We start from the raw sequence: 26,487 nt of genomic DNA on the forward strand, positions 1-26,487 counted from the left end.
CGGACGCGGCAACGGTGCAGTCCTCACGGGCGCTGCCCCGTTGCCCGAGGGCGTCAGCCCTGCGCATGTTCCACGATCATCTGCACGCGCGACACACCGTTGAACGTGTCGGCGGCCAGCCGGTAGGCAAACCGCGCCCGGCTGGGCAGCGTGTCGGCATGGTTGAACCAGATGGCGTTGAAACGCATGCGTCCGCGTCCGAGCTGCAGCTTGAGATGCTTGTCTTTCAGGATCGCTTGCGAGAGCACGTCGAACTCGCCCGAGAACACGGGCGGCGGGAAGCCCTGCCCCCACACCTGCGCGTCGAGCAGCGCGACGAAAGGCGGCACGAAGCAGTCGTCGCCGATGTCGCCATCGGTCTCGATCACGCGCGAGAGCGCCTTCTCGTCGAGCCATTCCTGCCCGACCGCCTCGAACACTGCCTGGAAGCGCGGCAGCGCATCGGCCGCGATCGTGAGACCGGCGGCCATGGCGTGGCCGCCGAACTTGGCGATCAGCCCCGGCTCGCGCTTGGTGACGAGATCGAGTGCGTCGCGCATGTGGAAGCCCGGAATCGAACGTCCGGACCCCTTGATCTGACCGTCGTCCCCTGGCGCGAACACGATGGTCGGCCGGTAGAACTTTTCTTTGAGACGCGCCGCCACGATGCCGATCACGCCCTGGTGCCAGGTCTCGTTGAAGGCGCACAGCGTTGTCGCGGCGCGCGGATCGAAGCGGGCGAGATCGGCGAGCGCTTCCTGCTGCATGCCCGCTTCGATTTCGCGACGCTCGCGGTTCATGGCGTCGAGCTCCTGCGCGAGCGTCCAGGCGCGCGCGTCGTCGTCCGTGAGCAGGCATTCGATGCCGAGCGACATGTCGGCGAGGCGTCCGGCCGCATTCAACCGCGGGCCGAGTCCGAATCCCAGATCGAAACTGCCGGCCTGCCGGGCGTTGCGCGCCGCCGCGCGAAAGAGCGCGTTGATGCCCGGATGCATCCGTCCGGCGCGCATGCGCGAGAGTCCTTGCGCCACCAGAATGCGATTGTTGGCATCGAGCTTCACGACGTCGGCCACGGTGCCGAGCGCCACCAGATCGAGCAAGGTGTCCAGCCGCGGCTGTTCGCGCGCGTCGAACGCCCCGCGTTGGCGCAGTTCGGCACGCAACGCGAGCAGTACGTAGAACATGACGCCCACGCCGGCGAGGTTCTTGCTCGGGAATTCGCAGCCGGGCTGGTTCGGATTGACGATGCAGCGCGCGTTCGGCAACTCGCTGCCCGGCAGGTGGTGATCGGTCACGACGACTTCGATGCCGAGCGTCTGTGCGGCGGCGACGCCGTCGAGGCTGGCGATGCCGTTGTCGACCGTAATCAGCACATCGGGCGGGCCTTGTTTGCCGCGCGCGGCGAGCGCAACGATCTCCGGCGTCAGCCCGTAGCCATACTCGAAGCGATTCGGTACCAGGTAGTCGATCTTTGCGCCGAACATGCGCAGACCGCGAACGGCCACGGCGCAGGCCGTTGCCCCGTCGCAGTCGTAGTCGGCCACGACCAGCATGCGCTTGTCGGCGGCAATCGCGTCGGCGAGAAAGGCGGCGGCTTCCCGCGCACCTTTGAGTTGCGTGGGCGGGATCAACCGGGCGAGCGCGGTTTCGGTTTCCTCGCTGGCGGCCACGCCGCGCGAAGCGAACAGGCGCGCGAGCACGGGGTGGATGCCATTGCGCGAGAGGGCGGCGGCCGTGGCGTCGTCGACGTGACGCGTGACGATGTCGGTCATGCCGCCTCCTCACCGAGCCGGGCGAGCGGCGTCATGCGTGCGGCGAGCGGCTGACGGCGCCAGAACTTGCGCAGGTCGCCGCCGCGCACGCGGATTGTCACGCTGTGGCTGTCGCCGCACAGCGTGAGGGCGATTTCGCGCGTGCGGCCCTTGGCAACGCCGTCGAGCGCCGGCGCGAGCCATTGGCGGTCGATTTCGACGAGGGTGTCGCGCCAGCGGGCCCAGTCCTCCATGAGGAAGTGCGGCGTCAGGCCGTCGAGCTGCACGAGCGTGCGGCCGTTGGCGGCGTCGAGCCCGGCGCCGGTCGGATGCAGGGCGATTTGCAGATGGGTCGCCAGGCCGCGCGTGGCGGGGGCGTCCGCCAATATCGTCACGCAGGGGCGGTTCAGGCGAGGTGCCGCGATGCGCTGGCCTCCCCCATACAGCCAGATGGCGTTGACCGGCGGCAGACGTCGCGTCTCGCGCGCCTGATTGGCGGGATGGTCGTACCAGGCCATCTGCACTTCGTTCTGCCATTTGCGCCACGTCAGCTCAGCCGTGCCTTGCGGCAGCCAGATGTCGACGTTGCGGCCGGCGGCGCGGGCGGGCGATGCCGTGAGGAGATCGCCCAGCACCGGCGCGCTCAGATACCAGCGGTCGGCGCGCGGCGCGATCAGCTCGCCGCCTTCTTCCGCGAAAAGCGCGTGGGCGGTGGCGAAGAGCGCGGCCGATTCCTCGCTGCTCAGTGCCAGCTCGGCCGGATCCGTGAGCACCAGATGGTCGGTGGCGATGTGGATGTGCGCCGGCTGCGCGCAGTACCAGACGCGGGTGTCGAGCGTGCCGCTGTCCTCGAGCAGCATGAACGGGGCGAGCGGCGCGCGTGCGGGGCCGCCGGGCAGGCCGAAAGCGTCGGCGAGCCAGCGTTCATGGGGCAGCGTGGGAACGAAAGGGTCTTCCGGCACGTCCTGCGCCGACGGGACGCCGCGAGCGAGCAACTTTTCGAGCGCGGGCAACTCCAAACCGGCCAGCAGTGCGGGCAAGTGGGCCGACGCGGGAAGCGCGAACGGCAGAAGAAAGTGCAGGGCAGGTGTATCCATGTCGAGGCGAATTGTATGGCAAACTTCGCGCTGGCAGTTGGGTGACCCTGACGTCAGGTACGGAACGTACCGTGCCTCGGCCGCGGCGGCTTCGTCCCCGTCCGGGCTGAGACCGCCGGCGCGGACCGGCCCGGCACGCTCCGATCGATCCTTATCAAGAATCAGGAATCCGTTTGAAATTCCCATACGAATGGCAGATCGGCTGGCGCTACACGCGCACCGGCAAGCGATCCTCCGGCAACGGTTTCATTTCCTTCATCTCGTTCATTTCCATGGCCGGCATTGCGCTGGGCGTGGCGGCGCTCATCGTGGTGCTCTCGGTGATGAACGGTTTCCAGAAGGAAGTGCGCGACCGCATGCTCTCCGTGCTGGCGCACATCGAAGTCTTCGCGGTGGACGGCAATCTGCCCGACTGGCAGCGCACGGCGGCCGAAGCGCTGCAGAACAAGAACGTCATTGCCGCTGCGCCCTATGTGGGTGAGCAGGCCATGCTCACGCGCGACGACAATGTCCGCGGCGTCGTACTGCGCGGCATCGTGCCCAGCGAAGAGGCGAAGGTTTCCGACCTGGGCAAGCAGATCACCGAAGGCACGCTCGCGAATCTCACGCCGGGCAGTTTCGGCATCGTGCTCGGGCGCGAACTGGCGCGCGCGCTCGGCGTGACTATCGGCGACAAGATCACGCTCGTGGCGCCGCAAGGCACCATCACGCCGGCGGGCGTGCTGCCACGGGTCAAGCAGTTCACCGTGGTGGCGATCTTCACCGCGGGCCATTACGAATACGACAGCTCGCTCGCGCTCATCGACCTGCACGACGCCGAGACGCTCTTCCGTCTGAGCGGGCCGACGGGCGTGCGTCTGAAGATCCAGGACATGGAGCAGGCGCCGCTCGTCGCGCGAGAGCTCGCCAGGACGCTCTCCGGCAATATGTGGGTGCGCGACTGGACGCAGCAGAACAAGAACTGGTTCGTGGCCGTGCAGACCGAAAAGCGCATGATGTTCATCATCCTGACGCTGATCATCGCGGTGGCGGCGTTCAACCTGGTGTCCTCGCTCGTGATGACGGTGACCGACAAGTATGCGGACATCGCCATTTTGCGGACGCTCGGCGCGCAACCTGGCTCGATCATGAAGATATTCATCGTGCAGGGCGTGACGATCGGCTTCGCCGGGGCATTGCTCGGCGTGGGGCTCGGGTGCCTGATTTCGGTCAACATCGGCACTATCGTGCCGTTCATCGAACGCTTGCTGGGCATCCATTTCCTGCCGCAGGACATCTATTTCATTTCCGAATTGCCTTCGGACCTGCAATCGTCGGACGTGATTCGCATCGGGGTGATTTCCTTCATCCTCTCGGCACTGGCGACGATCTATCCGAGCTGGCGTGCCTCGCGCGTTAAACCGGCGGAGGCGCTGCGCTATGAGTGAAGCCAACAAGACCCTGACCCCTGTGTCCAACCTCGCCTACGACGGACCGGTGCTGCGCGCTCGCGACCTGCACAAGACGTTCCGTCAGGGCCAGCTCAACGTGACCGTGCTCAGCGGCGCAAGCCTCGACGTGGCGCCGGGCGAGAAAGTGGCGATCGTGGGCGCCTCCGGCTCCGGCAAAAGCACGCTGCTGCACGTGCTGGGTGGGCTCGACGATCCGTCGCGCGGCGAAGTGTCGCTGCTCGGCAAGCCGTTCTCCTCGTTGAAGGAGCGTGAGAAGACGGCGCAACGCAACCAGTCGCTCGGCTTCGTCTATCAGTTCCACCATCTGCTGCCGGAGTTCTCGGCGCTCGACAATGTGGCGATGCCGCTGCGCATTCGTCGCTTGCCGACCGAGCAGACGCGCGCGGCGGCGTTGGCGATGCTCGAGCGCGTGGGCCTTGCGTCGCGTGTGAAGCATCGTCCGGCCGAGCTCTCGGGCGGCGAGCGCCAACGCGTGGCGATGGCGCGGGCGCTGGTCACGCAGCCGGCATGCGTGCTGGCCGACGAGCCGACGGGCAACCTTGACGGACATACCGCCGAGACGGTTTTCGAACTCATGCTGGAATTGTCCGAAACGCTGCGCACGAGCTTCGTGATCGTGACGCACGACATCGATCTGGCGCGCCGCTGCGATCGCGCGTTGCGTTTGCGCGAAGGGAAACTGGAACCTGCATGAGTGCGGGGCCGTGCCGTCTCTGCGCGGCTTCGCGCGACGTGGAAAACGCCGGGAGATCCCCGGCGTTTTTCGTTGGCGACGCGACACACGTTTCGGCAACGTCCTAGTCCATGACGCGGCGTTGTCCGATGGCCCGCGCAACGGCAACGTGCGAGCCTTGTCATCGCCCCGTAGAATTGACGCTCAAGGACATCAGACATGTGGATCGATACCCATTGCCATCTCGACGCACCCGAGTTCGACGCTGACCGCGCGAGCGTGATTGCCGATGCCGTGGAGGGCGGCGTGGCGGGGCTGGTCGTGCCCGCCGTCGAATGCGCGACGTTCGACGCCGCACGCGCGGCTGCCTGCGCTTTTCCCGGCGGCGCGTACGCGCTCGGGATTCATCCGCTCTATACACCGCGGGCCCGCGGTGAGGACGTCGCAACACTGCGTCGCGCGGTCGAAGTGGCGATGGGCGATCCTCGCTTTGTCGGCATCGGCGAGATCGGGTTGGACTTCTTCGTGAAGACGCTGGACCCCGAGCGCCAGTTGTTCTTCTATATCGAGCAACTGAAGATCGCGCGTGACTTTGACTTGCCGGTGATCCTGCATGTTCGTCGCTCGCAGGACGCCTTGCTCAAGCAATTGCGCATCTTCGCGCCGCGCGGCGGCATTGCGCACGCGTTCAACGGCAGCCGTCAGCAGGCGGACATGTTCGTCGAGCGCGGCTTCTGTCTCGGGTTCGGCGGACAGATGACGTTCGACCGGGCGCTGCAGATCCGGCGTCTTGCGGTGGATATGCCGATCGACACGCTGGTGGTTGAAACCGACGCACCCGATATCGGCCCGGAATGGCGCTACAAGCAGCGCAACAGCCCAGCCGAATTGCCGCGCATCGCGCGCGTGCTTGCCGAATTGCGAGGTATCTCGGCCGAAGCGCTCTCGCAGGCGACGTGTGCCAATGCGTGGCGCGTGCTGCCTCGATTGTCGGGCGCGATGGCCATGAAGCCCGGCGACGGGCCGGCGTCGTCCGCCTCTCTCCTTTCCCCGAAATCCGACACGCCGGCGCGCTGACGCTCCGGCGTCGCGCGAATGGCAAGCCATGACGAGGTGACGTCATGAGAGCCGTGCTGCTCGCCTGGGTCGCAGGCGTCTGGTGGCTGCAACAGGCGGCGGCGCTTCCGTCCGGCCTGTGGCTCGGTGTCGCGCTGGGGGTTGCCGGAGGGGTTTGTGGCGTGGTTGGGATGGTTGCGGCGTGGGGCGCGATCCGTGCCGCGCGCGATGCTGCGTCGGTCTCCTCGCGCAGATGGCGTGTCGTTGCGGTGGCGATACTGGCGGCCTGTGCCGGGCTATTCGGCTATGCGTGGGCGGCGTTTCGAGCGGACGTGCGCATGAGTGACCGTTTGCCCGCCGTGTGGGAGGGACGCGATGTGGTGGTGGTCGGTGTCGTTGCCGGATTGCCCGTATCCACCGGCGAAGGCGTGCGATTCGCCTTCGACGTCGAACGTGCGTATGCAGCGCGCGCGGGATGTGTATCGGCGCGAATCGCTTCGGGAGCCTCCGTGAGATCCCCTGTGGCGACGGGCGAGCACGGGGCACGCGCCGCGGCGCCCTGTGAGTCAGTGCCTGTGCCGACTCGGATCGAACTCGTGTGGGCTGCGCGATCGAGGTTCGAGAGAGGGGGGAGGGCCGAGGAGGCCGAGAAGGCAGACAGTGCAGAGCGGTCGGGCATGGCGGACGAGGCCGCTTCACCGCGTGCGGGCGAGCGTTGGCGCTTGCCGGTGCGGCTCAAAGTCCCGCGGGGCTTTGCGAACTGGGGCGGTACGGATGCCGAGTTGATGGCGGTCGTCAAAGGCGTGGGCGCCACTGGCTATGTCCGGGCCGCTTACCGTACGTCGCGTGTGTCACGTTCGCCACCGGAATCGCGTGCAGCGCAAGCGAGTGCTGCGCGTCGTCTGCAGGCCGGGCCGGTGCCCGGTTATCGATTCGCGGCATGGCGAGAGCGATTGCGGGACGATTTTCGCACCGCACTGGGACCGTCGGCTCGCTATGGCGGTGTACTGATGGCGCTGGCGTTGGGCGAGCGAGGTGACATCGCGGACGACGATTGGCAAGTGTTTGCCGACACCGGGGTAAGCCATTTGCTGGCGATCTCGGGGCTGCATGTATCGCTCGTGGCAGGGGTGTTCGGCGCGATGGTCGGTGTGCTTTGGCGTCGCACATGCAGCCGGCGCTTCAGTTTGCCGCTTTGGTGGCCCGCACCGAAGGCCGCTGCCGTCGCGGGGTTGCTGGCGGCAATCGCCTATGGCGCGGTGGCGGGCTGGGGCGTGCCGGTGCGACGCGCCGTCGGGATGGTCGCGATTGTCGTTTTCGCGCTGATCCAGGGCCGAATGGCGGCGCCGTCGTACGTGCTCGCATGGGCGCTGGCTGTCGTGGTTGCGCTCGATCCGTGGGCTGTCGTGACGCCGGGACTGTGGCTCTCGTTCGGAGCGGTGGCGGCGTTGGTGCTGGGGGCGCGGCGGGGGCGGACGTCGTGCGCGCGTCGGGAGATCGGCTCGCGCGATGCCGCCGATTGTCGGGAGGCGCCGGAGGCCATTGCCCAGCCCGGCCTGTGGGCGCATATCGTGACGCTGGCAACGCTACCGCATCGGATCGCGCAAACGCTTCTGCCGCGAGTCGGGCAGGCCGCCCGCGCGCAGTACGTCGTCACGATCGGCATGGTGCCGCTATCGCTGGCGTGGTTCGGCACGGTGCCCTTGCTCGGCCCGCTGGCCAACGCCGTCGCCATTCCGGTCATGACGTTGATCGTCACGCCGCTCGCGCTCGCCAGCCTGTTGCTGCCCGCGGTGCTCGCCCACTGGTCGTTGGCCTTCGCGCATACGGTCGTGATCTGGCTCGCCGACTGGCTTGGGTTGCTGGCGGCGTTGCCATGGGCCGTGTGGCGTGCTGCGATTGCGCCGCCGTGGGCGCAACTGCTTGCTGTGGTCGGCGTCGTCGTATGCCTCGCGCCGTTGCCGGCGTGGGCCGGATCGGCGCGGGCATGTCGCGTCGGTATTCGAATCGCGGGGTTCGCGATGGTGGGGCCCGCATTGTTCGCGTCGGTGCCACGTCCCGCGACGGGCGCGTTCCGCCTGACGATGCTCGACATTGGTCAAGGCAACGCCGTGCTGGTGGAGACCGCCACGCGCACCTTGCTCTTCGACGCGGGGCCGCCGCTGGGGCGCCGCGGCGACGCCGGGCGTCGCCTCATCGTTCCGTATCTGCGCGCCCACGGCGTGAAGCAGCTCGATCGCCTCGTCGTCAGTCACGCGCACGACGATCACTTCGGTGGGGCGCGCAGCGTGTTGCGAGCGTATCCGGCGGCGCATGTGATGTCGTCGCTGCCGCCCGGCCATCACGTGAGGCGGGCTGCCGCGGCGCATCGCACATGCCTTGTCGGCCAGCAATGGACATGGGACGGCGTGACGTTCCGTTTTCTGCATCCCGATCCCGCCACGCTGCGCGATGGCTGGGCCGGGCGTACGGGGCCGAACAGCGTCAGTTGCGTCCTGCGAATTACGAGCGGGCGGCACAGTGCGTTGCTGGCGGCCGACGCCGAAGCGGCGCAGGAACGCGCGATGCTGGCCCGCTTCGGCCCACAGTTGCGCGCAGATGTCCTGCTTGCGCCGCATCACGGCAGCCTGACGTCGTCGACGCCGGCCTTTGTTGCCGCCGTCTCGCCGCGGCATGTCGTGTTTCAAACCGGCTACCGCAATCGCTTCGGGCACCCGAGGCCACGGGTCGTCGCACGTTATCGCGAGGCGGGGGCGCGCATCTGGCAGAGCGTGGCGCATGGGGGCGTACGGTTTTCCATCACTGCGGACGGGATCGAGGCGCAGGCCTACCGCGAGGCGCATCGTCGATATTGGCATGCGCAGACGCAAGCGGCGCGATGAGCCGCGCGACTTAAGACGGTAAGGTGGCGGGACAGCAAAACGACAATGCGGCAGTGCAACTGGGAGGCAAGGGAGCAAGGGAGCAAACGGACGGTACGTCACGCCGGCAAGGCGTCCGCCGGCCGTGGCGATTCGACGGAAACCTCTACCGGCACTCGCGTAGGGGTTCGCTAGAATGGCTCGGCGAGCTTCCCGCGATGCGATCCGCCGTCGCCCCGTTAGGTGGGGTGAAACCCGCCGGCGAGTGCACGGCAAGCATCAGGCTCGCCACGACAACGAATTCCATGACAAGAGACATCATTCATTTCTCGCACGGCAACGGTTTTCCGGCCGGCGTCTATCGCAAGATGCTCGGCGCGCTGGCCGACGAGTACGACGTGCGGGCCATCGATCGTATCGGCCACGACCCGCGCTACCCGGTCACGCCGGGCTGGCGTTACCTGCGCAACGAACTCGTCGACACGCTCGAACGCCAATATCACGGCGAGCCGGTCTGGCTCGTGGGGCATTCACTCGGCGGCTTCCTGAGTCTCATGGCGGCGATCAAGGCTCCGCAATGCGTGCGCGGCGTGGTGATGATCGACTCTCCCATCGTGACACCCGGCTGGCGCACGAAGATGTTGCGGCTTGGGCTGATGACGGGACTGTACGAGCGGATGTCGCCGGCGGGTGTGACGAAGAAGCGCCGCGATCATTGGCCCGGGTGGGAGGCCGCGTGGCAGCATTTCGCCAGCAAGCCCGCCTTCGCGCGCTGGGATCCGGACGTGCTGCGCGACTACATCGACTGCGGCACGGTGCCGACGGGGCAGGGCGAGGCCCGTCGCCTGTCGTTCGCGCGCGAAATCGAATACCGCATCTATCTGACGCTGCCGCCGCGGCTCGCCGTGCGGGCCATGCGCGGCGTGGCGGTGCCGGTGGGTTTTCTTGCGGGCACCGAGTCGCGCGAGTTGCGCCAGGCCGGGATGGGGGCCACGCGACGCATCGTCGGTTCACATCTGCGCTTCGTGCAGGGCACCCACCTTTTTCCGATGGAGCGTCCGCTGGAGACGGCGCAGGCCGTGCGCGACATGCTGGCGCAATTGCGCGGGGCCGGTCGTCACCCACTCGCCGCCTGATTCCCTCGGCCGCGTGCGCCAGCCGCCGTGGGGCGGCGTCACCGACCGGTGTCAAGGCCAAAATTTGCCGCGCTGCACGTCGAGGGCGGGACGGCTTTCGGGTATAATCCGGCTTTCCCGCGAGCAATTACTGCGATGACCAAATTCGTTTTTGTCACGGGCGGCGTGGTTTCCTCTCTTGGTAAGGGAATTGCTGCCGCGTCTCTGGCCGCGATTCTCGAATCGCGTGGCCTCAAAGTCACCCTCCTCAAGCTTGATCCCTACATCAACGTCGACCCGGGCACGATGAGCCCGTTCCAGCACGGCGAGGTGTTCGTGACCGAGGATGGGGCGGAAACCGACCTCGATCTGGGCCACTACGAGCGCTTCATCAGCGCGAAGATGCGTCGTGCGAACAACTTCACGACCGGCCAGATCTACGAATCGGTGATCCGCAAGGAACGCCGTGGCGAATATCTCGGCAAGACCGTCCAGGTCATCCCGCACATCACCAATGAAATCCAGGCCTTCGTCGAGCGCGGTGCGCGTTCGACGTGGGACGGCCATCCCGACGTGGCCATCGTCGAAATCGGCGGTACGGTCGGCGATATCGAATCGCTGCCGTTCCTCGAAGCCGCGCGTCAGATGAATCTGCGTCTGGGTCGCAACAGCGTGGCCTTCGTGCACCTCACGCTCGTGCCGTACATTGCCACGGCCGGCGAGCTCAAGACCAAGCCGACGCAGCACAGCGTGCAGAAGCTGCGCGAAATCGGTATCTCGCCGAACGTGCTGCTGTGCCGTGCCGATCGTCGGATTCCGGAAGACGAGTGCGCCAAGATTTCGCTGTTCGCGAACGTCCCGCAAGACGCCGTGATCTCGGTGTGGGACGTCGACACGATCTACAAGATTCCGCAGATGCTCCACGATCAGGGCATGGACAAGATCATCTGCGACGAGCTGAAGATCGAAGCCAAGCCGGCCGACCTGTCCATGTGGACGCGTCTGGTGCATGCCGTCGAGAATCCCAAGCATGACGTCACCATCGGCATGGTCGGCAAGTATGTCGATCTGACCGAGTCGTACAAATCGCTCATCGAAGCGCTGCGTCACGCCGCGATCCATACTGAGACGCGCGTGAACATCGAGTACATCGATTCCGAACAGATCGAGAAGGACGGCACCGATGCCCTCAAGCATCTGGACGCCATTCTTGTGCCGGGCGGCTTCGGTCGTCGCGGTACCGAAGGCAAGATCAAGGCGATCCGCTACGCTCGCGAGAACCGCGTGCCGTACCTCGGCATCTGCCTCGGCATGCAACTCGCGGTGATCGAATTCGCGCGCGATGTCGCCAAGCTGGCCAATGCCAACAGCACGGAGTTCGAGCCGTCCACGCCGCATCCGGTCGTGGCGCTCATCACCGAATGGCAGGATCGCGACGGCAAGATCGAGCAGCGCACCGAAGACTCGGACCTTGGCGGCACCATGCGCCTGGGTTCGCAGCGCGTGCCGGTCAAGGGCGAGACGCTCGCTTCGCGCATCTACGGCGACACGGTCAACGAACGTCACCGTCACCGTTACGAAGTCAACAACCACTACGTGCCGCAGCTCGAGGCCGCTGGCCTGGTGATCTCGGCGCGTACGCCGACCGAGAACCTGCCGGAAATGATGGAACTGCCGCAGCAGGTGCACCCGTGGTTCGTGGGCGTTCAGTTCCACCCCGAATTCACCTCGACGCCGCGCGACGGCCACCCGTTGTTCAAGGCCTATGTCGAGGCGGCGCTGGCGGGTCAGCAAGCGCGCAAGAAGGCGGCCTGAGACCGAACCCGCCAGGGTGAGAAACAAGGAGTTCCCATGAAACTGTGCGGTTTCGAGGTTGGCCTGGACAAGCCGTTTTTCCTGATCGCGGGTACCTGCGTCGTCGAGTCGGAGCAAATGACCATCGACGTCGCGGGCCAGCTCAAGGAAATCACGGGCGCGCTTGGCATTCCGTTCATTTACAAGTCGTCGTTCGACAAGGCGAACCGCAGTTCGGGCAAGTCGTATCGCGGCCCGGGCCGCGACGCCGGTCTGAAAATCCTTGAGGAAGTGCGTCGTCAACTCGGCGTGCCGGTGCTCACCGATGTGCACAGCGAAGAGGATGTGGCAGTGGCCGCGCCGATCGTCGACGTGCTGCAGACGCCGGCCTTCCTGTGCCGTCAGACCGATTTCATCCGCGCCTGCGCCCAGTCGGGCAAGCCGGTGAACATCAAGAAGGGGCAGTTCCTGGCACCGCACGACATGATCAACGTCATCGACAAGGCGCGCGACGCCGCGCGCGAAGCGGGGTTGCCGGATGACGTGTTCATGGCCTGCGAGCGCGGCGTCTCGTTCGGCTACAACAACCTGGTCTCGGACATGCGCTCGCTGGCGATCATGCGCGAGACCGGCGCGCCGGTCGTGTTCGATGCGACCCACTCGGTGCAATTGCCGGGCGGGCAGGGCACCAGCTCGGGCGGTCAGCGCGAGTTCGTACCGGTGCTCTCGCGTGCGGCGGTCGCCGTAGGCGTGTCGGGCCTGTTCATGGAAACGCACCCGGATCCGGCCTGCGCGCTCTCGGACGGCCCCAACGCCGTGCCGCTCGGCCGCATGCGCGAGTTGCTCACCACGCTCAAGACCATTGACGCGGCGGTGAAGCAGGGTGAGTTTCTGGAAAATAATTTCAACTGAAATGAGACACGCCGTCCTGGGGCCACTATCAGCACGCCCACAGGACGGGTATAGCGCCCCGACGCCTTGGCAGCCTGGCGTCGAGTCGTTAAGCTTGGGGCGCTGCGGCCTGACATGGCCGCCGCGCCGGTGGGCTCGTATCGAAGCCGTCCGACAGGCCGCCGTGCCTCATTTCGAGGCGCCGTTGTTCCCCCATCTACGTATTGCCCCGCCGCTGCGCGCCCATGCGCCGCAACGGTTTTCACGCCAGGGTTCGGCGCGCGCGGTTGCGCCTGATCCCGCCAGGCGCGCGGCGCGTAGTGAACGACGGCGCGAAGCAGGTTCCCTTTAGCGTTTTTGTCATTCAGATACCGAGGAATACATGAGTGCAATCGTAGATATCATCGGGCGCGAAGTGCTGGACTCGCGCGGCAACCCGACGGTCGAGTGCGACGTGCTGCTGGAGTCGGGCGTGATGGGCCGTGCGGCAGTGCCGTCGGGCGCGTCGACCGGTTCCCGCGAAGCGATCGAGCTGCGCGACGGCGACAAGGACCGTTATCTCGGCAAGGGTGTGCAAAAGGCCGTCGAGCACATCAACACCGAGATTTCGGAAGCCATCATGGGCCTGGACGCCGCTGAGCAAGCGTTCCTGGACAAGACCCTGATCGAGCTCGACGGTACGGACAACAAGTCGCGCCTCGGCGCGAACGCCATGCTCGCGGTGTCGATGGCCGTGGCCAAGGCCGCCGCCGAAGAGGCCGGTCTGCCGCTGTATCGCTACTTCGGCGGCTCGGGCGCGATGCAGATGCCGGTGCCGATGATGAACATCGTCAACGGCGGCGCACACGCCAACAACAGCCTGGACATCCAGGAATTCATGGTGATGCCGGTTGGCCAGTCGAGCTTCCGTGAAGCCCTGCGCTGCGGCGCCGAGATATTCCACGCGCTGAAGAAACTCATTGCCGACAAGGGCATGAGCACGGCCGTGGGCGACGAAGGCGGTTTCGCACCGAACTTCGCGTCGAACGAAGAGTGCCTCACGACCATCCAGCAAGCCGTCGAGAACGCCGGCTATCGTCTGGGCGATGACGTGCTGCTGGCGCTGGACTGCGCCTCGACGGAGTTCTTCAAGAATGGCAAGTACGAGTTGGCCGGCGAAGGCCTGTCGCTCACCTCGGCGGAATTTGCCGACTATCTGGCCAATCTGTGCGACAAGTTCCCGATCGTCTCGATCGAGGACGGCATGTCGGAAGACGATTGGGAAGGCTGGAAGATCCTGACCGAGAAGCTCGGCAAGAAGGTGCAACTGGTCGGTGACGATCTGTTCGTGACCAACACCAAGATCCTCAAGCAGGGCATCGAGCAGGGCGTGGCCAACTCGATCCTCATCAAGATCAACCAGATCGGTACGCTCACCGAGACGTTCGCCGCCATCGAAATGGCCAAGCGCGCTGGTTACACGGCTGTGGTGTCGCATCGCTCGGGCGAGACGGAAGACTCGACGATCGCCGACATCGCCGTGGGCACGAACGCGGGTCAGATCAAGACCGGTTCGCTCTCGCGCAGCGACCGTATCGCCAAGTACAACCAGTTGCTGCGCATCGAGGAAGATCTCGGCGACATCGCTTCGTACCCGGGCAAGGAAACGTTCTACAATCTGCGCTAATTCCGTTTCCCCGGGAGGCCAGGCCCGACGGCTGTCGGCCGACGCTTCCCGGAATTCTTGCCAGGCGAAAGCATGCGAATGGTGACCTTGGTGCTGGTGTTGCTGCTTGCGGCGATCCAGTATCCGCTCTGGTTCGGCCACGGCGGTTGGCTGTACGTGCATGAACTGCGCGACGAGCTGAGCGCCGAACAGCAGAAGAACGAGCAGTTGAAGGAGCGTAACGATCGCCTTGCCGGCGAAGTGCAGGATCTGCAGGAAGGTACGGCGGCGATCGAGGAACGCGCTCGTTTCGAGTTGGGGATGGTCAAGGACGGCGAAGTGTTCGTGCAGTTCGTCGCGCCGGACGGCAGCGGCGGTCCGCAGTCGGCTTCCGGTTCGAGCGCGCCGCTCGTTTCGTCGACCGAACCCGCGCACAAGTCGGTGGCGGCCGCACCGCCCGCCAATCCTCCGTCACAGACGAAGGGGCGAGGGCAGCGTCACTGACCGCGATCGGTCCGAATGGGCCCCGACGGGCTTGGCATGAAGCTCAGGTGGTAAAACGAAAAGGCGCTCCCGAGGGAGCGCCTTTTTCGTTGATGCGGGGGAACGTGGGGGCCATCCAACGACCTCCCGCGCCACCGCACTCAGAAGCCGACACTCAAGCCCACCGACGAACGCGGGCCATACCAGCCGGGCCTGTACCAACCCGGCCCGTACGATCCGGGGCCGCCATACCAACCCGGCCCCCAGCCACCGTAGTACGCGCCGTTCGCATAGCTGCGCATGGCGTCTTCAATGGCGCGCTGCGCCCGTTCGCGTTCGATGGTGCTTTCCTGCTCGTCATAAATGCGCTTGTTCAGGCGCGTGAGGTCCTGTTTCTGGGTCTCGGTCATGGCGGCTGGCGCCCCGGCGCTTTCCGGAAGCCGAGCCGCTGGCGCATCGGGCGGCGGCAACTGCAGTTGCGTGCAGCCGCTTGCGATCATCAGCGCGAACGCACTTGCCACGATGGCAAGCCGCCGAACGTGCGGCAAACGAGTGAGCAGGGCGAATCGCGACATGAGGGACTCCCAGTGAACGGACGACGTTTTTTGATAACGCCAACGGCAAGCGCGTTGGATTCGACATCCGACCCGCGAGCGGGCCGGACGTTCCGTGCGTGCCGCCGTCGGCTCAATGCTGGCCAGATGGCGCGGCGTGCGATTGGTTCGTAAAGAGCTGTGCGGCGTCGACTTTGTCGAAGTGATACGTCTGGCGGCAGAACTCGCACGCGACTTCCACGTTCGGGCGCTCGTCGAATACGCTCATCACTTCCGCTTCACCGAGCGTACGCAGCATGTTGGCGACTCGCTCACGCGAACATGTGCAACGAAATGCCGTGACCTGCGGATCGAAAACGCGCACGGTCTCTTCCCAGAACAGGCGGTGCAGCAGCGTCTCACGATCGACGCTGAGCATTTCTTCGCGCTTGAGCGTGTTGCCCAACTGGCAGACACGGTTCCACGTGTCCTCGTCCTGCTCGGGCGCGACTTCGGCGCCGGTGCCAGCCGTGCCGCCGTGGCCGGGCAACTTCTGCAGCAGCATGCCCACGGCGTGCGTGTCGTCCGAGGCGAGCCAAAGGCGCGTGTCGAGCTGCTCCGAGTGGTGCATGTAGTGTTCGAGTACCGATGCGATATCCGGCAGCGGGCCGTGCTCGTCCACGAGCGGGACCACGCCTTGATACGGCTGCTGGCCCGGCTGCTTCTCCCGCGGATCGAGCGTGATGGCGAAGTGTGCGTGCCCGTTCACGTTGACGAGCGCCTTGAGCGTTGCGTCGTCCGGGATGTCGCCGGCGTACTTTGCCGTGGCGCGCATCGTCAGGTCGGCGTTGCATTCGACGACGATCATGCTGACGGGGCCGTCGCCATGCAACTGCAGCACCAGGGCGCCATCGAACTTGACGTTCGCCGTGAGCAGGGCGGCGGCGGCCATCATTTCGCCGAGCAGATGGCGAACGGCCGGCGGGTAATCGTGGCGCTCCAGCACGGCGCGCCAGGTGGCGTCGAGGCTGACGTACTCGCCGCGCACCGGGGCGGCGTCGAACATGAATTTCTGAAGTTGGTCGGACACGGTCGAATTCCTGAAAAGTGCGGCAACGGCGGGTCATGCGCGCTGGACGCTGGGGCGGGCTGTAAATACCGCAAACCCACCGCAAAAACCCGCAAACGGCCCCGATTTCGCACGAGAGCCGATGTTTGGCGCGTCAATGGTGCGTTAACTGGGGGCGCGCGCCGCACTTTTCAACCCACGGCGGCCGGAGTCGCGCACCGGGCTGCCGGCACGCGCCGCCGCCAGCCGGGTATCAGCCGATGCGCACCAGCTGTTCCTTGAACACCTGACGGCGCGTCGCGTACGTGTCGGCGTTGCGCTTGAGGTTGGCAACTTCCTCGTCGGTCAGCTCGCGCACGACCTTGGCGGGCACGCCGAGGATCAGCGAGCGATCCGGGAACGTCTTGCGTTCGGTGACCAGCGCACCGGCGCCGACCAGGCTGTCGCGGCCGATCACGGCGCCGTTGAGCAGCACGGCCTGAATGCCGACGAGCGAGTTTTCGCCCACGGTGCAGCCATGCAGCATGGCCTGATGGCCAACGCTCACGCCATCGGCCAGCGTCAGCGGGTAACCCGGGTCGGCGTGCAGCACGGCGCCTTCCTGCACGTTGGTGCCCGCGCCGACCTTGATCGGCTCGTTGTCGCCGCGAATCGCCACGCCCGGCCACACGCTGCTGTTCTCGGCAAGAATCACCTCGCCAATGATGGTTGCGGTGTCGGCCACGAAAGCACTCTCGTGGATCTGCGGGGTCTTGTCTCCAAGTTTATAGATCGGCATGGCGGCTTCTGTTCGCGGTTAAAATCGACGAAACTGCTATTGTAACGTCATGGCCGATTTCACTCCTGCGCCCGGCGAGCGTGCCGCAACCGACGCGGCTTGTGTGTCCCGCGCTCGCTCTCCGTCGTCATCCTCCGTCGTCACCGATCGCGCGCGCTGCGCTCGCGAGCAGGCGCTGGCGCTGCTGCGTCTGTGCGACCCGTACGCCAAGGCCGAAGGCGTCACGGCGCTGCGCGATGCCGTGAGTCGCGGCGTCGCCGTATGGGATGCGGCGAGACGCTTCGGTGGGGAAGCCGTCACCGGCGACGCGTCGGACGACGGCGAATCCGGCATTCCGGGGCGTCCCGCCGAACCGAGGCTGGTTTCGCCGCGCGAACTGAAACATCGTGCGGTCACGTCGGTGCCGGGGCGCGCGGCGCTGCTGCATGCGCTGGCGCACATCGAGTTCAACGCGATCAATCTGGCGCTCGACGCCCTGTGGCGCTTCGACGGGCTACCCGTTGCCTACTACGACGACTGGCTCAAGGTCGCGGCCGAGGAGGCGTATCACTTCTCGCTGCTTGCGACACATCTGAAGACGTTAGGCGACGAGTACCACTACGGCTGCTTCCCCGCGCACGACGGCCTATGGGAGATGGCGCGACGCACCGCCGGCGATTGGCTGGCTCGTCTGGCGCTGGTGCCGCGAACGCTCGAAGCGCGCGGCCTCGACGCCAGCCCGCCGATCCGCGCCAAGCTCGCCAGTGCGGGCGACGCCGCCGGGGCTGCCATTCTCGACATCATTCTTCGTGACGAGATCGGTCATGTGGCTATCGGCAACCGCTGGTACCGCTGGGGTTGCGAGCGAGCCGGCCTCGACCCGGTCGAGACCTACGCCCGGCTGGCGACCCGGTATCACGCACCGCGCCTGCGCGGACCGTTCAATCTGGAGGCGCGCCGCGCGGCCGGCTTCGACGACGATGAGCTCGCTGCGCTTCAGGCAGGCGAGTAGATGAGCGGGATGGCCGAAGTGCCCTGGCCGAGCGAGGCGGTCGAGCGGTTGTGCTGAACGAGGCAGTCGAGCGGTTGTGCGCGCCCGCCCCCCGGATGCTCGACGTCTGGGCGATGCCTCCTTTTTGAAGCCGATATACTCGTCGTTCCTTTTTATTCAGATGTTCACTATCTGCCTGTGCCATGACCGATTCGACCGATTCGAGATCTGAGTTTCTGACGGTGCGTGGCCTGCGTCACCACGTCCGGCAATGGGGGACGCCGGGCGCGCCGAAGCTGTTCCTGCTGCACGGCTGGATGGACGTCTCCGCCTCGTTCCAGTTCGTGGCGGAAATGCTTGCGCAGCGCTGGCATCTGCTCGCCCCCGACTGGCGCGGCTTTGGCCTGACCGACTGGCCCGTGGCGGACGGCCGCAGCGGCAGCTACTGGTTTCCCGACTACCTCGCCGACCTCGAAGCACTGCTCGACGTCTACACGGAGCCGGGCGAAGCCATCAACCTGATCGGGCACAGCATGGGCGGCAATGTCGCGTGTCTCTATGCCGGCGTGCGCCCGGCGCGCGTGCGTCGCCTGGTGAATCTGGAGGGCTTCGGCCTGCCGCCTTCGCAGCCGACTGCGGCGATCCGGCAACTCGGGCGCTGGCTCGACGACCTCCAGAGCGTGCCGACGCTGCGCCCCTACGCCACGCTCGGCGATGTGGCGGCCCGCCTGCGCAAGACGAATCCGCGTCTCGCCCCCGAGCGTGCCGCATGGCTCGCGCAGCGCTGGGCGCGACAGGAGCGCGATGGCCAATGGCACCTGCTGGCCGATGCCGCCCACAAGATCGCGAATCCGTACCCGTACCGGCTCGACGAAGCCATGGCCGTATGGGGTAACGTCAGCGCGCCCGTATTGCATGTGGAAGCCAATGATTCGGAAGTCCTGCGGCACTTCGTGGGGGCGCAGGGCACGGACGCCTTCCGGGAGCGGTTCAAGGTCTTTCCGAATTTGACGGAAGCTCTCGTGGCCGACGCCGGCCACATGCTCCATCACGACCAGCCCGAAGCCGTGGCGCGCCTGATCGACGACTTCTGTCGGGACTGACTCGGTCAGCGAGTCGCTGCGGCGTGCGCGGAGCGTGTGGGCATGCCGACCTACCGGCAACTCGCGTCGCGTGCACTTGAGCGGTAGAATGAAGCCGTCATTACAGCGTCATTTGCCGGTAACGCGCCCGCCCGACTCGTCGTCCGAGGCGGCGTCGCCCCGGCGGCTCATCATGCTCAACGCGGATCTTCATTGTCATTCCAGGGTGTCGGACGGCACGCTCACGCCGTCCGAAGTGGCGCAGGTCGCATTCGAGGCCGGCGTCGACCTGTGGGCGCTCACCGATCACGACGAAGTCGGCGGTCAACGCGAGGCCCGTGCGGCAGCCGAGGCGCTGGGCATGCGTTACGTGAGCGGCGTCGAGATTTCGATCACCTGGGCGAACCGCACGGTGCACATCGTCGGACTGAATATCGATGCGGAGAACCGTGCGCTCGTCGACGGACTGAGCGCAACGCGGGGCGGACGTTCGGCGCGCGCGAAGCTGATGAGCGAGCAGTTGGCGGCCGCGGGCATCCCCGGCGCGTACGAGGGGGCGTTGCGCTTCGTCGGCAATCCCGATCTGATTTCGCGCACGCACTTCGCCCGGTATCTCGTGGAGATCGGCAAATGCGCGTCGGTCTCCGACGTGTTCGCGAAGTATCTGTCCGAGGGACGTCCGGGCTACGTGCCGCACCACTGGGCCACGCTCGAGGATTCGGTCGACTGGATTCTGGGTGCGGGCGGCGTTGCCGTCGTGGCGCACCCGGGGCGATACAAGTTTTCGCCGGTGGAGTTCGGCGCGCTGTTCGATCGGTTCCGCGAGTTGGGCGGCGAAGCCATCGAAGTGATCACCGGCAGCCATACGCCGGAGCAGTATCGCGAGTATGCCGACGTTGCGCGCCAGTACGGTTTCCTGGCCTCGCGCGGCTCGGATTTCCATGGACCGACCGAGAGCCGTGCGCTACTCGGCAAGCTGCCGCCGCTGCCCGCCGATCTCACCCCGGTCTGGAGCCGCTGGCAGTAACCTTCCGACGCTATGTCGCAATTCTTCCAGATTCATCCGGAAAACCCTCAGCCACGTTTGATCAAGCAGGCCGCCCAGATCATCGATCGCGGCGGCATCGTCGCGTTGCCCACCGATTCCAGCTACGCGATCGCCTGCCACATCGACGACAAGAGCGCCGTCGATCGACTGCGCCGGATTCGCGGCCTCGACGAGAAGCAGTTGCTGTCGCTGCTGGTGCGCGACCTGTCGGAGCTGGCCGAATTCGCGATCGTCGACAACCGCCAGTACCGGCTCATCAAGACGACCACGCCCGGGCCGTACGTGTTCATTCTCGAGGCGACGAAGGAGGTGCCGCGCCGGCTCTCGCATCCGTCGCGAAAGACGATCGGCCTGCGCGTGCCCGAACACGCCATCACGCTGGCGTTACTCGAAGCGCTCGGGCAGCCGCTGCTGGCGACGACGCTGATCCTGCCGGGCGAAACCGAGCCTTTGAATGACCCGGAGGAGATTCGCGAGCGGCTCGAGAAACAACTCGACCTCGTGATCGACGGAGGCGCTTGTCCCAAGGAGCCGTCGACCGTGGTCGACCTGACGGTCACGCCGCCGGAGGTCCTGCGTCGCGGACGCGGTCCGCTGGCACCGTTCGGCCTCACGTGACGCGCGGCATGCCGGCTGCGTCGAAATGCGCGGTAATACTGGCGCGCGGGTCCGCTTGCTACAATAGCCGGCTATGAATGCAGACCTCATCCAGACCATCGCGGTCTACGCGCTCCCCGTCCTCTTTGCGATTACGTTGCATGAGGCCGCGCACGGCTACGTCGCCAAACATTTCGGCGACCCCACGGCGTTCCTGATGGGACGCGTGACACTCAATCCCCTCAAGCACATCGACCCGATCGGCACGATTCTCGTGCCGCTCGCGTTGTATTTCATGACGAGCGGGGCATTCCTGTTCGGCTATGCCAAGCCAGTGCCCGTGGCCTTCGGCAGCCTGCGCAATCCACGCGTCGATACGATCTGGGTGGCGCTGGCCGGCCCGCTGTGCAACTTCGTGCAGGCCATCCTGTGGGCGGTGCTGGCCATCGGGCTGCAGTTCGCGGGTGTGCACGAGCCGTTCTTCATGATGATGGCGCAGGCCGGTCTCGTGGTGAACCTTGTGATGTGCATGTTCAACCTGTTTCCGGTGCCGCCGCTCGACGGCGGCCGCGTGCTCGTGTCGCTGCTGCCCGCGCGTGCCGCCTACACGCTCTCGCGAGTGGAGCCGTACGGCTTCTTCATCGTGATGGCGCTGGTGGTGAGCGGCGTGCTGGGCCGCCTGTGGCTCTGGCCGCTCATCCAGTGGGGGCGGGACGTCATTCTGTGGATGCTCACGCCGCTGCTGTCGCTGATTTCCTGACGTTCCTGCAAACAATAACGAGACCATGTACCCCGAACGCGTCTTCTCCGGCATGCGACCGACCGGTCGCCTGCACCTCGGCCACTATCACGGCGTGCTCAAGAACTGGATTCAGCTCCAGTCCGAGTATCCGTGCTACTTCTGCGTGGTCGACTGGCACGCGCTCACCACGCACTACGAAACACCGGACGTCATCGAGCAGAACGTATGGGACGTGCTGATCGACTGGCTGGCTGCCGGCATCGATCCGAATCAGGCAACGCTCTTCATTCAGAGCAAGGTGCCCGAGCATGCCGAACTGGCGCTGCTCATCGGCATGAGCACGCCGCTGGGCTGGCTCGAGCGCGTGCCGACGTACAAGGAGCAGATCGAAAAGCTCAAGGAGAAGGATCTTTTCACGTACGGCTTCCTCGGCTACCCGGTGCTCATGGCGGCCGACATCCTGCTCTACCGCGCGCTGCACGTGCCGGTCGGCGAGGATCAGGTGCCGCACGTCGAAATGACGCGTGAAATCGCGCGTCGCTTCAACTACCTGTACGGCCGCGAGGCGGGCTTTGAAGAGAAGGCGCTCGCCGCTGCGCGCAAGCTCGGCGGCAAGCGTGCGAAGCTTTATCTGGAATTGCGCACGGCATATCAGGAGCAGGGCGACGACGAAGCGCTGGAGCAGGCGCGCGCCATGCTCTCCGAGTCGCAGTCGCTCTCGATGGGAGATCGCGAGCGCCTCTTCGGCTATCTCGAAGGCTCGCGCAAGCTGATCCTGGTGGAACCGCAGGCGCTGCTCACGCCGGCCTCGCGCATGCCGGGGCTCGACGGTCAGAAGATGTCGAAGTCCTACAACAACACCATCGGGCTGCGCGAAGACGCGGAATCGATCACGAAGAAGGTGCGCACGATGCCGACCGATCCGGCGCGCGTGCGCCGTACGGATCCGGGCGATCCGGACAAGTGCCCGGTGTGGCAACTGCATCAGGTGTACAGCGACGACGACACGCGCGAGTGGGTGCAGAAGGGGTGCCGTAGCGCGGGCATCGGCTGCATCGAATGCAAGCAACCAGTCATCGAAGGCATTCTTCGCGAACAGCAGCCGATGCTCGAACGTGCGCAGAAGTACATGGACGACCCGTCGCTGCTGCGCGCCATTGTCGCCGACGGCTGCGAGAAGGCGCGCAAGTCGGCGCAGGAAATCATGCGCGACGTGCGTGAGGCCATGGGGTTGCAGTACTCATGACGGACGCCGTGTCGGGGGTGATCGGTGTCGGGCAGGTACATGGCACGGGGGCGCCGTCGCCGTGGCTGCTGCGGTGGGCGCATCTGATCCCGACCGGCGCCCGCGTGCTCGATCTGGCATGCGGGCAGGGCCGTCACGCGCGCTGGCTCGCGGCGCGCGGTGCGCACGTCACGGCCATCGATCATGACGCGGCAGCGCTTGCCACGATGTCAACGCTGGAGGGCATCGAGCCGCTCGTCGCCGATCTGGAAGGCGCGCCGTGGCCGCTGGCGGATGACGCGACGTTCGACGCGGTCGTCGTCACGAACTATCTGCATCGCCCGCTGCTCGCGCGCGTCGCGGCGAGCGTGGCGCCCGGCGGCGTGCTGATCTACGAGACGTTTGCCCGAGGAAACGAAATCTACGGAAAACCGTCCAATCCGCTGTTTTTGCTGATGCCGGGTGAATTGCTCGACGTCGCCCGCGACGCCGGGTTGCGGGTGGCGGGGTACGAAGACGTCACGTTGCCTGCGCCGCGCGCGGCGTGCGTGCAGCGTCTGTGCGCGACACGCACGGCCCCCGGGGAAAACCCCGGCACCGCCGCGCTGTACGAGCCGACGGCGTAATCCGCTACAATCCACCCTTATCGCTGAATTGTTCGATCAACCATGACTACCCAAACTCCGATTCAAGGCAGTATCGTCGCGATTGTCACGCCGATGGCAGAGGACGGCAGCCTTGACCGCGAAGCCCTGCGCAACCTGATCAACTGGCATGTCGACGAAGGCACGGACGGTATCGTGATCGTCGGCACGTCGGGCGAATCGCCGACGGTGAACGTCGAGGAACATTGCGAACTCATCGAGATTGCCGTGCAGCAGGCCGCGGAAGCCGGCAAGGCGCGCGGCCGCAAGGTGCCGGTGATCGCTGGCACGGGCGGCAACTCGACGGCGGAAGCCATCGAACTCACGAAGCACGCCAAGAAGGTCGGCGCCGATGCGTCGCTGCAGGTCGTGCCGTACTACAACAAGCCCACGCAGGAAGGCCAGTACCAGCACTTCCGCGCGATTGCCGAAGCCGTCGAGCTTCCGGTCATCCTCTATAATGTGCCCGGCCGTACCGTGGCGGACGCCAGCAACGACACGCTGCTGCGTCTGGCCCAGGTGCCCGGCATCGTCGGCGTGAAGGACGCCACGGGCAATCTGGATCGCGGCATCGACCTGATCCGGCGCGCCCCGAAGAGCTTCGCCGTGTACAGCGGCGACGACCTGACGGCTGTTGCGCTCATGCTCATGGGCGGTCAGGGTAATATCTCGGTCACCGCCAACGTGGCGCCGCGCGCGATGCACGAACTGTGCGCCGCTGCCCTGGCCGGCAACGTGACCAAGGCGCGCGAACTGCAGTTCCTGCTGTTCGAACTGCACCGTGCCATGTTCGTCGAAGCCAATCCGATCCCTGTCAAATGGGCGCTGCAAAAGATGGGCATGATCGCGTCGGGCATCCGCCTGCCGCTCACGCCGCTGGCACAGCCCTATCAGGAAACGGTGCTGGCCGCGCTCAAGTCGGCGAACATCGCCGTCGTCTAAGCCGCCGTTCAGGCACCCGGGATCGACCCACCCCTTTTTTTGCGACTCATGAAACGAATCGTCAGTAATTCCGTAGCTCGTCCCGTGCTGGCATGGGCCGCTATTGCCTCGTTGGCCCTCGTTGCCGGATGCAGCTCGCTCTCGAGCGCCTTGTCCTCGGACAAGGTCGACTACAAGAGCTCGAAGACCGGCCCTTCGCTCGACGTTCCGCCGGATCTGACGAACGTTCAGGCCGCCGACCGCAAGTACGTGACGCCAGGCGGCACCGCTACGCTGTCGACCTACGAAAACCAGCAGAAAGTCGTGGCAGCCAGCCCGACGGACAACGTGCTGCCGTCCGTGCCGGGCATGAAGGTCGTGCGCGACGGCAACGAGCGCTGGCTGGTGATTCAAAAGACGCCGGGCGACCTGTGGCCGACGTTGCGTGAATTCTGGCAAGAGAACGGCTTTGTGCTGACGATCGACTCGGCCGACACGGGGGTGATGGAAACCGACTGGGCCGAGAACCGCGCCAAGCTCAATCAGGACATCATCCGCGATCTGCTCGGCAAGGTGCTCGACGGGCTGTATTCGACGGGCGAGCGCGATCGTTTCCGCACGCGTGTCGAGCGCGACCCGAATGGCGGCACGGACATCTACATCACGCACCGTCGCATGGTGGAAGTGTTCACGAACTCGCAGAAGGACACGACCAAGTGGGAGCCGGCGCCGAACGATCCGGGTCTCGAGGCGATCATGCTCACGAAGCTGATGCAGCGCTTCGGTGCGCAGGCCGATCAGGCCAAGGCGCAAGTCGAGAACGCCAAGGCCGGCGGTCCGACGGCGCAGATCGTCAAGACGGCCGATGCGGCCTATCTGGACATCAACGAGCCGTTCGACCGCGCCTGGCGTCGTGTCGGTGTGGCGCTCGATCGCGGCAACTTCACCGTGGACGATCGCGACCGCGCGAAGGGCCTGTATTTCGTGAGCTATGTCGATCCGGCAACGCTGTCGAAGGACAACGGCTTCTTCTACAGTCTGTTCCATGCGAAGGAAGTGCAGGACAGCAAGAAGGCGAAGAAGTACAGCGTGAACGTGCAGGGTCGCGGCGACAACCAGACTCGCGTGCAGGTGCTCGACGACAAGGGGAACGTCGACAATTCGCAGATCGCGCAAACGATCATCAGCGTGATCAGCAACCAGCTCCGTTAAGGCGGGGCGTGCGGTTCGCAAGTCTAGGCAGCGGCAGTGAAGGCAACGCCCTGCTGGTGGAGGTGTCGGAAGGCGTCTCCACGACACGCATTCTCCTCGATTGCGGTTTCTCGATGCGGGAGATCGAGCGACGCCTCGCGGCGCGCTCGGTCGACGTGGCGTCGCTCGACGCCATCGTCATCACGCATGAGCATGCCGACCACATCGGCAGTGCGCTCTCCCTCACTCGCAAATATCGGATCCCGCTCATCATGAGTTGGGGAACGGGGCAGGCCGTGAAGGCCCATGCCTCGCTCAAGAGCGATGACGAAGTCGCGCTCGTACGCTGGTGCCGTTCCGATGAGCGGTTGGCCGTGGGTGGCGTCGAGCTACATCCCTATACCGTGCCTCACGATGCACGCGAGCCCCTGCAATTCGTGTTCTCCGACGGCGCGCGCCGCCTCGGCGTGCTGACGGACGCCGGTTGCCCGACGGCACACCTGATCACCACCCTCGGTGGTTGCGACGCCCTGGTGCTCGAGTGCAATCATGACCGCGAGATGTTGGCGAACAGCAAGTATCCGCCGTCGCTCAAGGCGCGTATCGGGGGTACGTACGGGCATCTGGCCAATGACGCCGCCGCGGAGATTCTCGGTGCCATCGATCGTGCGAAGCTTCAGCGCGTGATCTGCGCGCACCTCAGCGAGCAGAACAATACGCCCGAACTGGCGATGGCGGCCATGGCGGCTGTGATCGGCACGGAGGCGACGGAAATTCTGGTGGCGACGCAGGCGGGGGGATTCGACTGGCTGACGTGCTGATGCGCAGGCGGAGCCGTCGTTGCGCGCTCGAGGAATGGAGTTGGCGGAACGCGAAGTGTAGGGACAACAA

At 65.8% G+C, this 26,487-nt stretch carries 24 protein-coding genes; 19 read left to right on the plus strand and 5 right to left on the minus strand.

From position 1 onward, the window contains the following. Window positions 1-53: 53 nt before the first annotated feature. Complete coding sequence (gene recJ / locus RO07_RS09435) at window positions 54-1,751, minus strand: single-stranded-DNA-specific exonuclease RecJ (protein ID WP_039410150.1); 1,698 nt, start codon at window positions 1,749-1,751, stop codon at window positions 54-56. Beyond that, entirely contained in the window at window positions 1,748-2,827 is a 1,080-nt protein-coding gene (locus RO07_RS09440; RefSeq protein WP_052267161.1) for a hypothetical protein, read from the minus strand. The genes recJ and RO07_RS09440 overlap by 4 nt, the downstream gene beginning before the upstream one ends. Before the next feature lie 173 nt (window positions 2,828-3,000). Here RO07_RS09440 and RO07_RS09445 point away from each other — a divergent pair, with 173 nt between their 5' ends. From RO07_RS09445 to ftsB, 9 genes are all read left to right on the plus strand, one after another. Then, the gene (locus RO07_RS09445) at window positions 3,001-4,254 is read left to right on the plus strand and encodes a lipoprotein-releasing ABC transporter permease subunit (protein ID WP_039410153.1); all 1,254 of its coding nucleotides are present in this window, start codon (window positions 3,001-3,003) and stop codon (window positions 4,252-4,254) included. Beyond that, window positions 4,247-4,972, plus strand: a complete 726-nt coding sequence (gene lolD, locus RO07_RS09450) for a lipoprotein-releasing ABC transporter ATP-binding protein LolD (protein WP_052267162.1) — start codon at window positions 4,247-4,249, stop codon at window positions 4,970-4,972. Before RO07_RS09445 ends, lolD begins: the two co-directional genes overlap by 8 nt. Window positions 4,973-5,170: 198 nt before the next feature. Beyond that, window positions 5,171-6,028, plus strand: coding sequence for a TatD family hydrolase (locus RO07_RS09455; protein ID WP_039410155.1), 858 nt, complete (start codon window positions 5,171-5,173; stop codon window positions 6,026-6,028). A 44-nt stretch (window positions 6,029-6,072) separates the two neighbouring features. Next, window positions 6,073-8,889 (plus strand): DNA internalization-related competence protein ComEC/Rec2, encoded by a 2,817-nt coding sequence (locus tag RO07_RS09460; protein WP_072637005.1) that lies wholly within the window; start codon window positions 6,073-6,075, stop codon window positions 8,887-8,889. A gap of 284 nt (window positions 8,890-9,173) precedes the next feature. Continuing rightward, complete coding sequence (locus RO07_RS09465; protein ID WP_039410157.1) at window positions 9,174-10,004, plus strand: alpha/beta fold hydrolase; 831 nt, start codon at window positions 9,174-9,176, stop codon at window positions 10,002-10,004. A 135-nt stretch (window positions 10,005-10,139) separates the two neighbouring features. Further along, the gene (locus RO07_RS09470; protein WP_039410158.1) at window positions 10,140-11,798 is read left to right on the plus strand and encodes a CTP synthase; all 1,659 of its coding nucleotides are present in this window, start codon (window positions 10,140-10,142) and stop codon (window positions 11,796-11,798) included. 36 nt (window positions 11,799-11,834) lie between these two features. Continuing rightward, entirely contained in the window at window positions 11,835-12,689 is an 855-nt protein-coding gene (kdsA, locus tag RO07_RS09475) for a 3-deoxy-8-phosphooctulonate synthase (protein ID WP_039410160.1), read from the plus strand. Window positions 12,690-13,050: 361 nt separating this feature from the next. Further along, complete coding sequence (eno, locus tag RO07_RS09480; RefSeq protein ID WP_039410164.1) at window positions 13,051-14,334, plus strand: phosphopyruvate hydratase; 1,284 nt, start codon at window positions 13,051-13,053, stop codon at window positions 14,332-14,334. A gap of 72 nt (window positions 14,335-14,406) precedes the next feature. Continuing rightward, on the plus strand, window positions 14,407-14,817 hold the full coding sequence (gene ftsB, locus RO07_RS09485) for a cell division protein FtsB (RefSeq protein WP_237171413.1): 411 nt from the start codon (window positions 14,407-14,409) through the stop codon (window positions 14,815-14,817). A 140-nt stretch (window positions 14,818-14,957) separates the two neighbouring features. Here ftsB and RO07_RS09490 read toward each other — a convergent pair whose 3' ends face one another. From RO07_RS09490 to RO07_RS09500, 3 genes are all read right to left on the minus strand, one after another. Next, window positions 14,958-15,371, minus strand: a complete 414-nt coding sequence (locus RO07_RS09490) for a hypothetical protein (RefSeq protein WP_052267165.1) — start codon at window positions 15,369-15,371, stop codon at window positions 14,958-14,960. Window positions 15,372-15,483: 112 nt separating this feature from the next. Beyond that, window positions 15,484-16,419 carry an Hsp33 family molecular chaperone HslO gene (gene hslO, locus RO07_RS09495; protein ID WP_039410165.1) on the minus strand — a complete coding sequence of 312 codons (936 nt, stop codon included), beginning with the start codon at window positions 16,417-16,419 and terminating at the stop codon, window positions 15,484-15,486. Between the two features lie 232 nt (window positions 16,420-16,651). Further along, on the minus strand, window positions 16,652-17,176 hold the full coding sequence (locus tag RO07_RS09500; protein WP_039410167.1) for a gamma carbonic anhydrase family protein: 525 nt from the start codon (window positions 17,174-17,176) through the stop codon (window positions 16,652-16,654). Between the two features lie 49 nt (window positions 17,177-17,225). Here RO07_RS09500 and RO07_RS09505 point away from each other — a divergent pair, with 49 nt between their 5' ends. From RO07_RS09505 to RO07_RS09550, 10 genes are all read left to right on the plus strand, one after another. Beyond that, complete coding sequence (locus RO07_RS09505; protein ID WP_084072535.1) at window positions 17,226-18,167, plus strand: ferritin-like domain-containing protein; 942 nt, start codon at window positions 17,226-17,228, stop codon at window positions 18,165-18,167. Between the two features lie 182 nt (window positions 18,168-18,349). After that, window positions 18,350-19,249 (plus strand): alpha/beta fold hydrolase, encoded by a 900-nt coding sequence (locus RO07_RS09510; RefSeq protein WP_039410168.1) that lies wholly within the window; start codon window positions 18,350-18,352, stop codon window positions 19,247-19,249. Window positions 19,250-19,421: 172 nt separating this feature from the next. Then, window positions 19,422-20,255: a 3',5'-nucleoside bisphosphate phosphatase gene (locus tag RO07_RS09515; RefSeq protein WP_039414903.1), complete on the plus strand. Its 834-nt coding sequence runs from the start codon at window positions 19,422-19,424 to the stop codon at window positions 20,253-20,255. A gap of 12 nt (window positions 20,256-20,267) precedes the next feature. Further along, the gene (locus RO07_RS09520) at window positions 20,268-20,894 is read left to right on the plus strand and encodes an L-threonylcarbamoyladenylate synthase (RefSeq protein ID WP_039410169.1); all 627 of its coding nucleotides are present in this window, start codon (window positions 20,268-20,270) and stop codon (window positions 20,892-20,894) included. A 73-nt stretch (window positions 20,895-20,967) separates the two neighbouring features. Next, the gene (locus tag RO07_RS09525; protein ID WP_039410170.1) at window positions 20,968-21,633 is read left to right on the plus strand and encodes a site-2 protease family protein; all 666 of its coding nucleotides are present in this window, start codon (window positions 20,968-20,970) and stop codon (window positions 21,631-21,633) included. 25 nt (window positions 21,634-21,658) lie between these two features. Then, the gene (locus tag RO07_RS09530) at window positions 21,659-22,861 is read left to right on the plus strand and encodes a tryptophan--tRNA ligase (protein WP_039410173.1); all 1,203 of its coding nucleotides are present in this window, start codon (window positions 21,659-21,661) and stop codon (window positions 22,859-22,861) included. Further along, the gene (locus tag RO07_RS09535; RefSeq protein WP_052267166.1) at window positions 22,858-23,466 is read left to right on the plus strand and encodes a class I SAM-dependent methyltransferase; all 609 of its coding nucleotides are present in this window, start codon (window positions 22,858-22,860) and stop codon (window positions 23,464-23,466) included. The genes RO07_RS09530 and RO07_RS09535 overlap by 4 nt, the downstream gene beginning before the upstream one ends. Window positions 23,467-23,508: 42 nt before the next feature. Continuing rightward, on the plus strand, window positions 23,509-24,426 hold the full coding sequence (dapA, locus tag RO07_RS09540) for a 4-hydroxy-tetrahydrodipicolinate synthase (protein ID WP_039410176.1): 918 nt from the start codon (window positions 23,509-23,511) through the stop codon (window positions 24,424-24,426). Window positions 24,427-24,474: 48 nt separating this feature from the next. After that, a complete protein-coding gene (gene bamC / locus RO07_RS09545) occupies window positions 24,475-25,617 on the plus strand; it encodes an outer membrane protein assembly factor BamC (RefSeq protein ID WP_039410178.1) in 1,143 nt (380 codons plus the stop codon). An 8-nt stretch (window positions 25,618-25,625) separates the two neighbouring features. Next, entirely contained in the window at window positions 25,626-26,417 is a 792-nt protein-coding gene (locus RO07_RS09550) for an MBL fold metallo-hydrolase (RefSeq protein ID WP_039410181.1), read from the plus strand. The last annotated feature ends 70 nt before the right edge of the window (window positions 26,418-26,487 follow it).

Source organism: Pandoraea pulmonicola, assembly GCF_000815105.2.
Lineage (GTDB): Bacteria > Pseudomonadota > Gammaproteobacteria > Burkholderiales > Burkholderiaceae > Pandoraea > Pandoraea pulmonicola.

Bases quoted from the DNA above. Each gene is read 5' to 3' on its own strand.
- recJ (WP_039410150.1), bottom strand. From the start codon at position 1,751: ATGACCGACATCGTCACGCGTCACGTCGACGACGCCACGGCCGCCGCC.
- RO07_RS09440 (WP_052267161.1), bottom strand. From the start codon at position 2,827: ATGGATACACCTGCCCTGCACTTTCTTCTGCCGTTCGCGCTTCCCGCG.
- lolD (WP_052267162.1), top strand. From the start codon at position 4,247: ATGAGTGAAGCCAACAAGACCCTGACCCCTGTGTCCAACCTCGCCTAC.
- RO07_RS09455 (WP_039410155.1), top strand. From the start codon at position 5,171: ATGTGGATCGATACCCATTGCCATCTCGACGCACCCGAGTTCGACGCT.
- RO07_RS09460 (WP_072637005.1), top strand. From the start codon at position 6,073: ATGAGAGCCGTGCTGCTCGCCTGGGTCGCAGGCGTCTGGTGGCTGCAA.
- RO07_RS09465 (WP_039410157.1), top strand. From the start codon at position 9,174: ATGACAAGAGACATCATTCATTTCTCGCACGGCAACGGTTTTCCGGCC.
- RO07_RS09470 (WP_039410158.1), top strand. From the start codon at position 10,140: ATGACCAAATTCGTTTTTGTCACGGGCGGCGTGGTTTCCTCTCTTGGT.
- kdsA (WP_039410160.1), top strand. From the start codon at position 11,835: ATGAAACTGTGCGGTTTCGAGGTTGGCCTGGACAAGCCGTTTTTCCTG.
- eno (WP_039410164.1), top strand. From the start codon at position 13,051: ATGAGTGCAATCGTAGATATCATCGGGCGCGAAGTGCTGGACTCGCGC.
- ftsB (WP_237171413.1), top strand. From the start codon at position 14,407: ATGCGAATGGTGACCTTGGTGCTGGTGTTGCTGCTTGCGGCGATCCAG.
- RO07_RS09490 (WP_052267165.1), bottom strand. From the start codon at position 15,371: ATGTCGCGATTCGCCCTGCTCACTCGTTTGCCGCACGTTCGGCGGCTT.
- RO07_RS09500 (WP_039410167.1), bottom strand. From the start codon at position 17,176: ATGCCGATCTATAAACTTGGAGACAAGACCCCGCAGATCCACGAGAGT.
- RO07_RS09505 (WP_084072535.1), top strand. From the start codon at position 17,226: ATGGCCGATTTCACTCCTGCGCCCGGCGAGCGTGCCGCAACCGACGCG.
- RO07_RS09510 (WP_039410168.1), top strand. From the start codon at position 18,350: ATGACCGATTCGACCGATTCGAGATCTGAGTTTCTGACGGTGCGTGGC.
- RO07_RS09515 (WP_039414903.1), top strand. From the start codon at position 19,422: ATGCTCAACGCGGATCTTCATTGTCATTCCAGGGTGTCGGACGGCACG.
- RO07_RS09520 (WP_039410169.1), top strand. From the start codon at position 20,268: ATGTCGCAATTCTTCCAGATTCATCCGGAAAACCCTCAGCCACGTTTG.
- RO07_RS09525 (WP_039410170.1), top strand. From the start codon at position 20,968: ATGAATGCAGACCTCATCCAGACCATCGCGGTCTACGCGCTCCCCGTC.
- RO07_RS09530 (WP_039410173.1), top strand. From the start codon at position 21,659: ATGTACCCCGAACGCGTCTTCTCCGGCATGCGACCGACCGGTCGCCTG.
- RO07_RS09535 (WP_052267166.1), top strand. From the start codon at position 22,858: ATGACGGACGCCGTGTCGGGGGTGATCGGTGTCGGGCAGGTACATGGC.
- dapA (WP_039410176.1), top strand. From the start codon at position 23,509: ATGACTACCCAAACTCCGATTCAAGGCAGTATCGTCGCGATTGTCACG.
- bamC (WP_039410178.1), top strand. From the start codon at position 24,475: ATGAAACGAATCGTCAGTAATTCCGTAGCTCGTCCCGTGCTGGCATGG.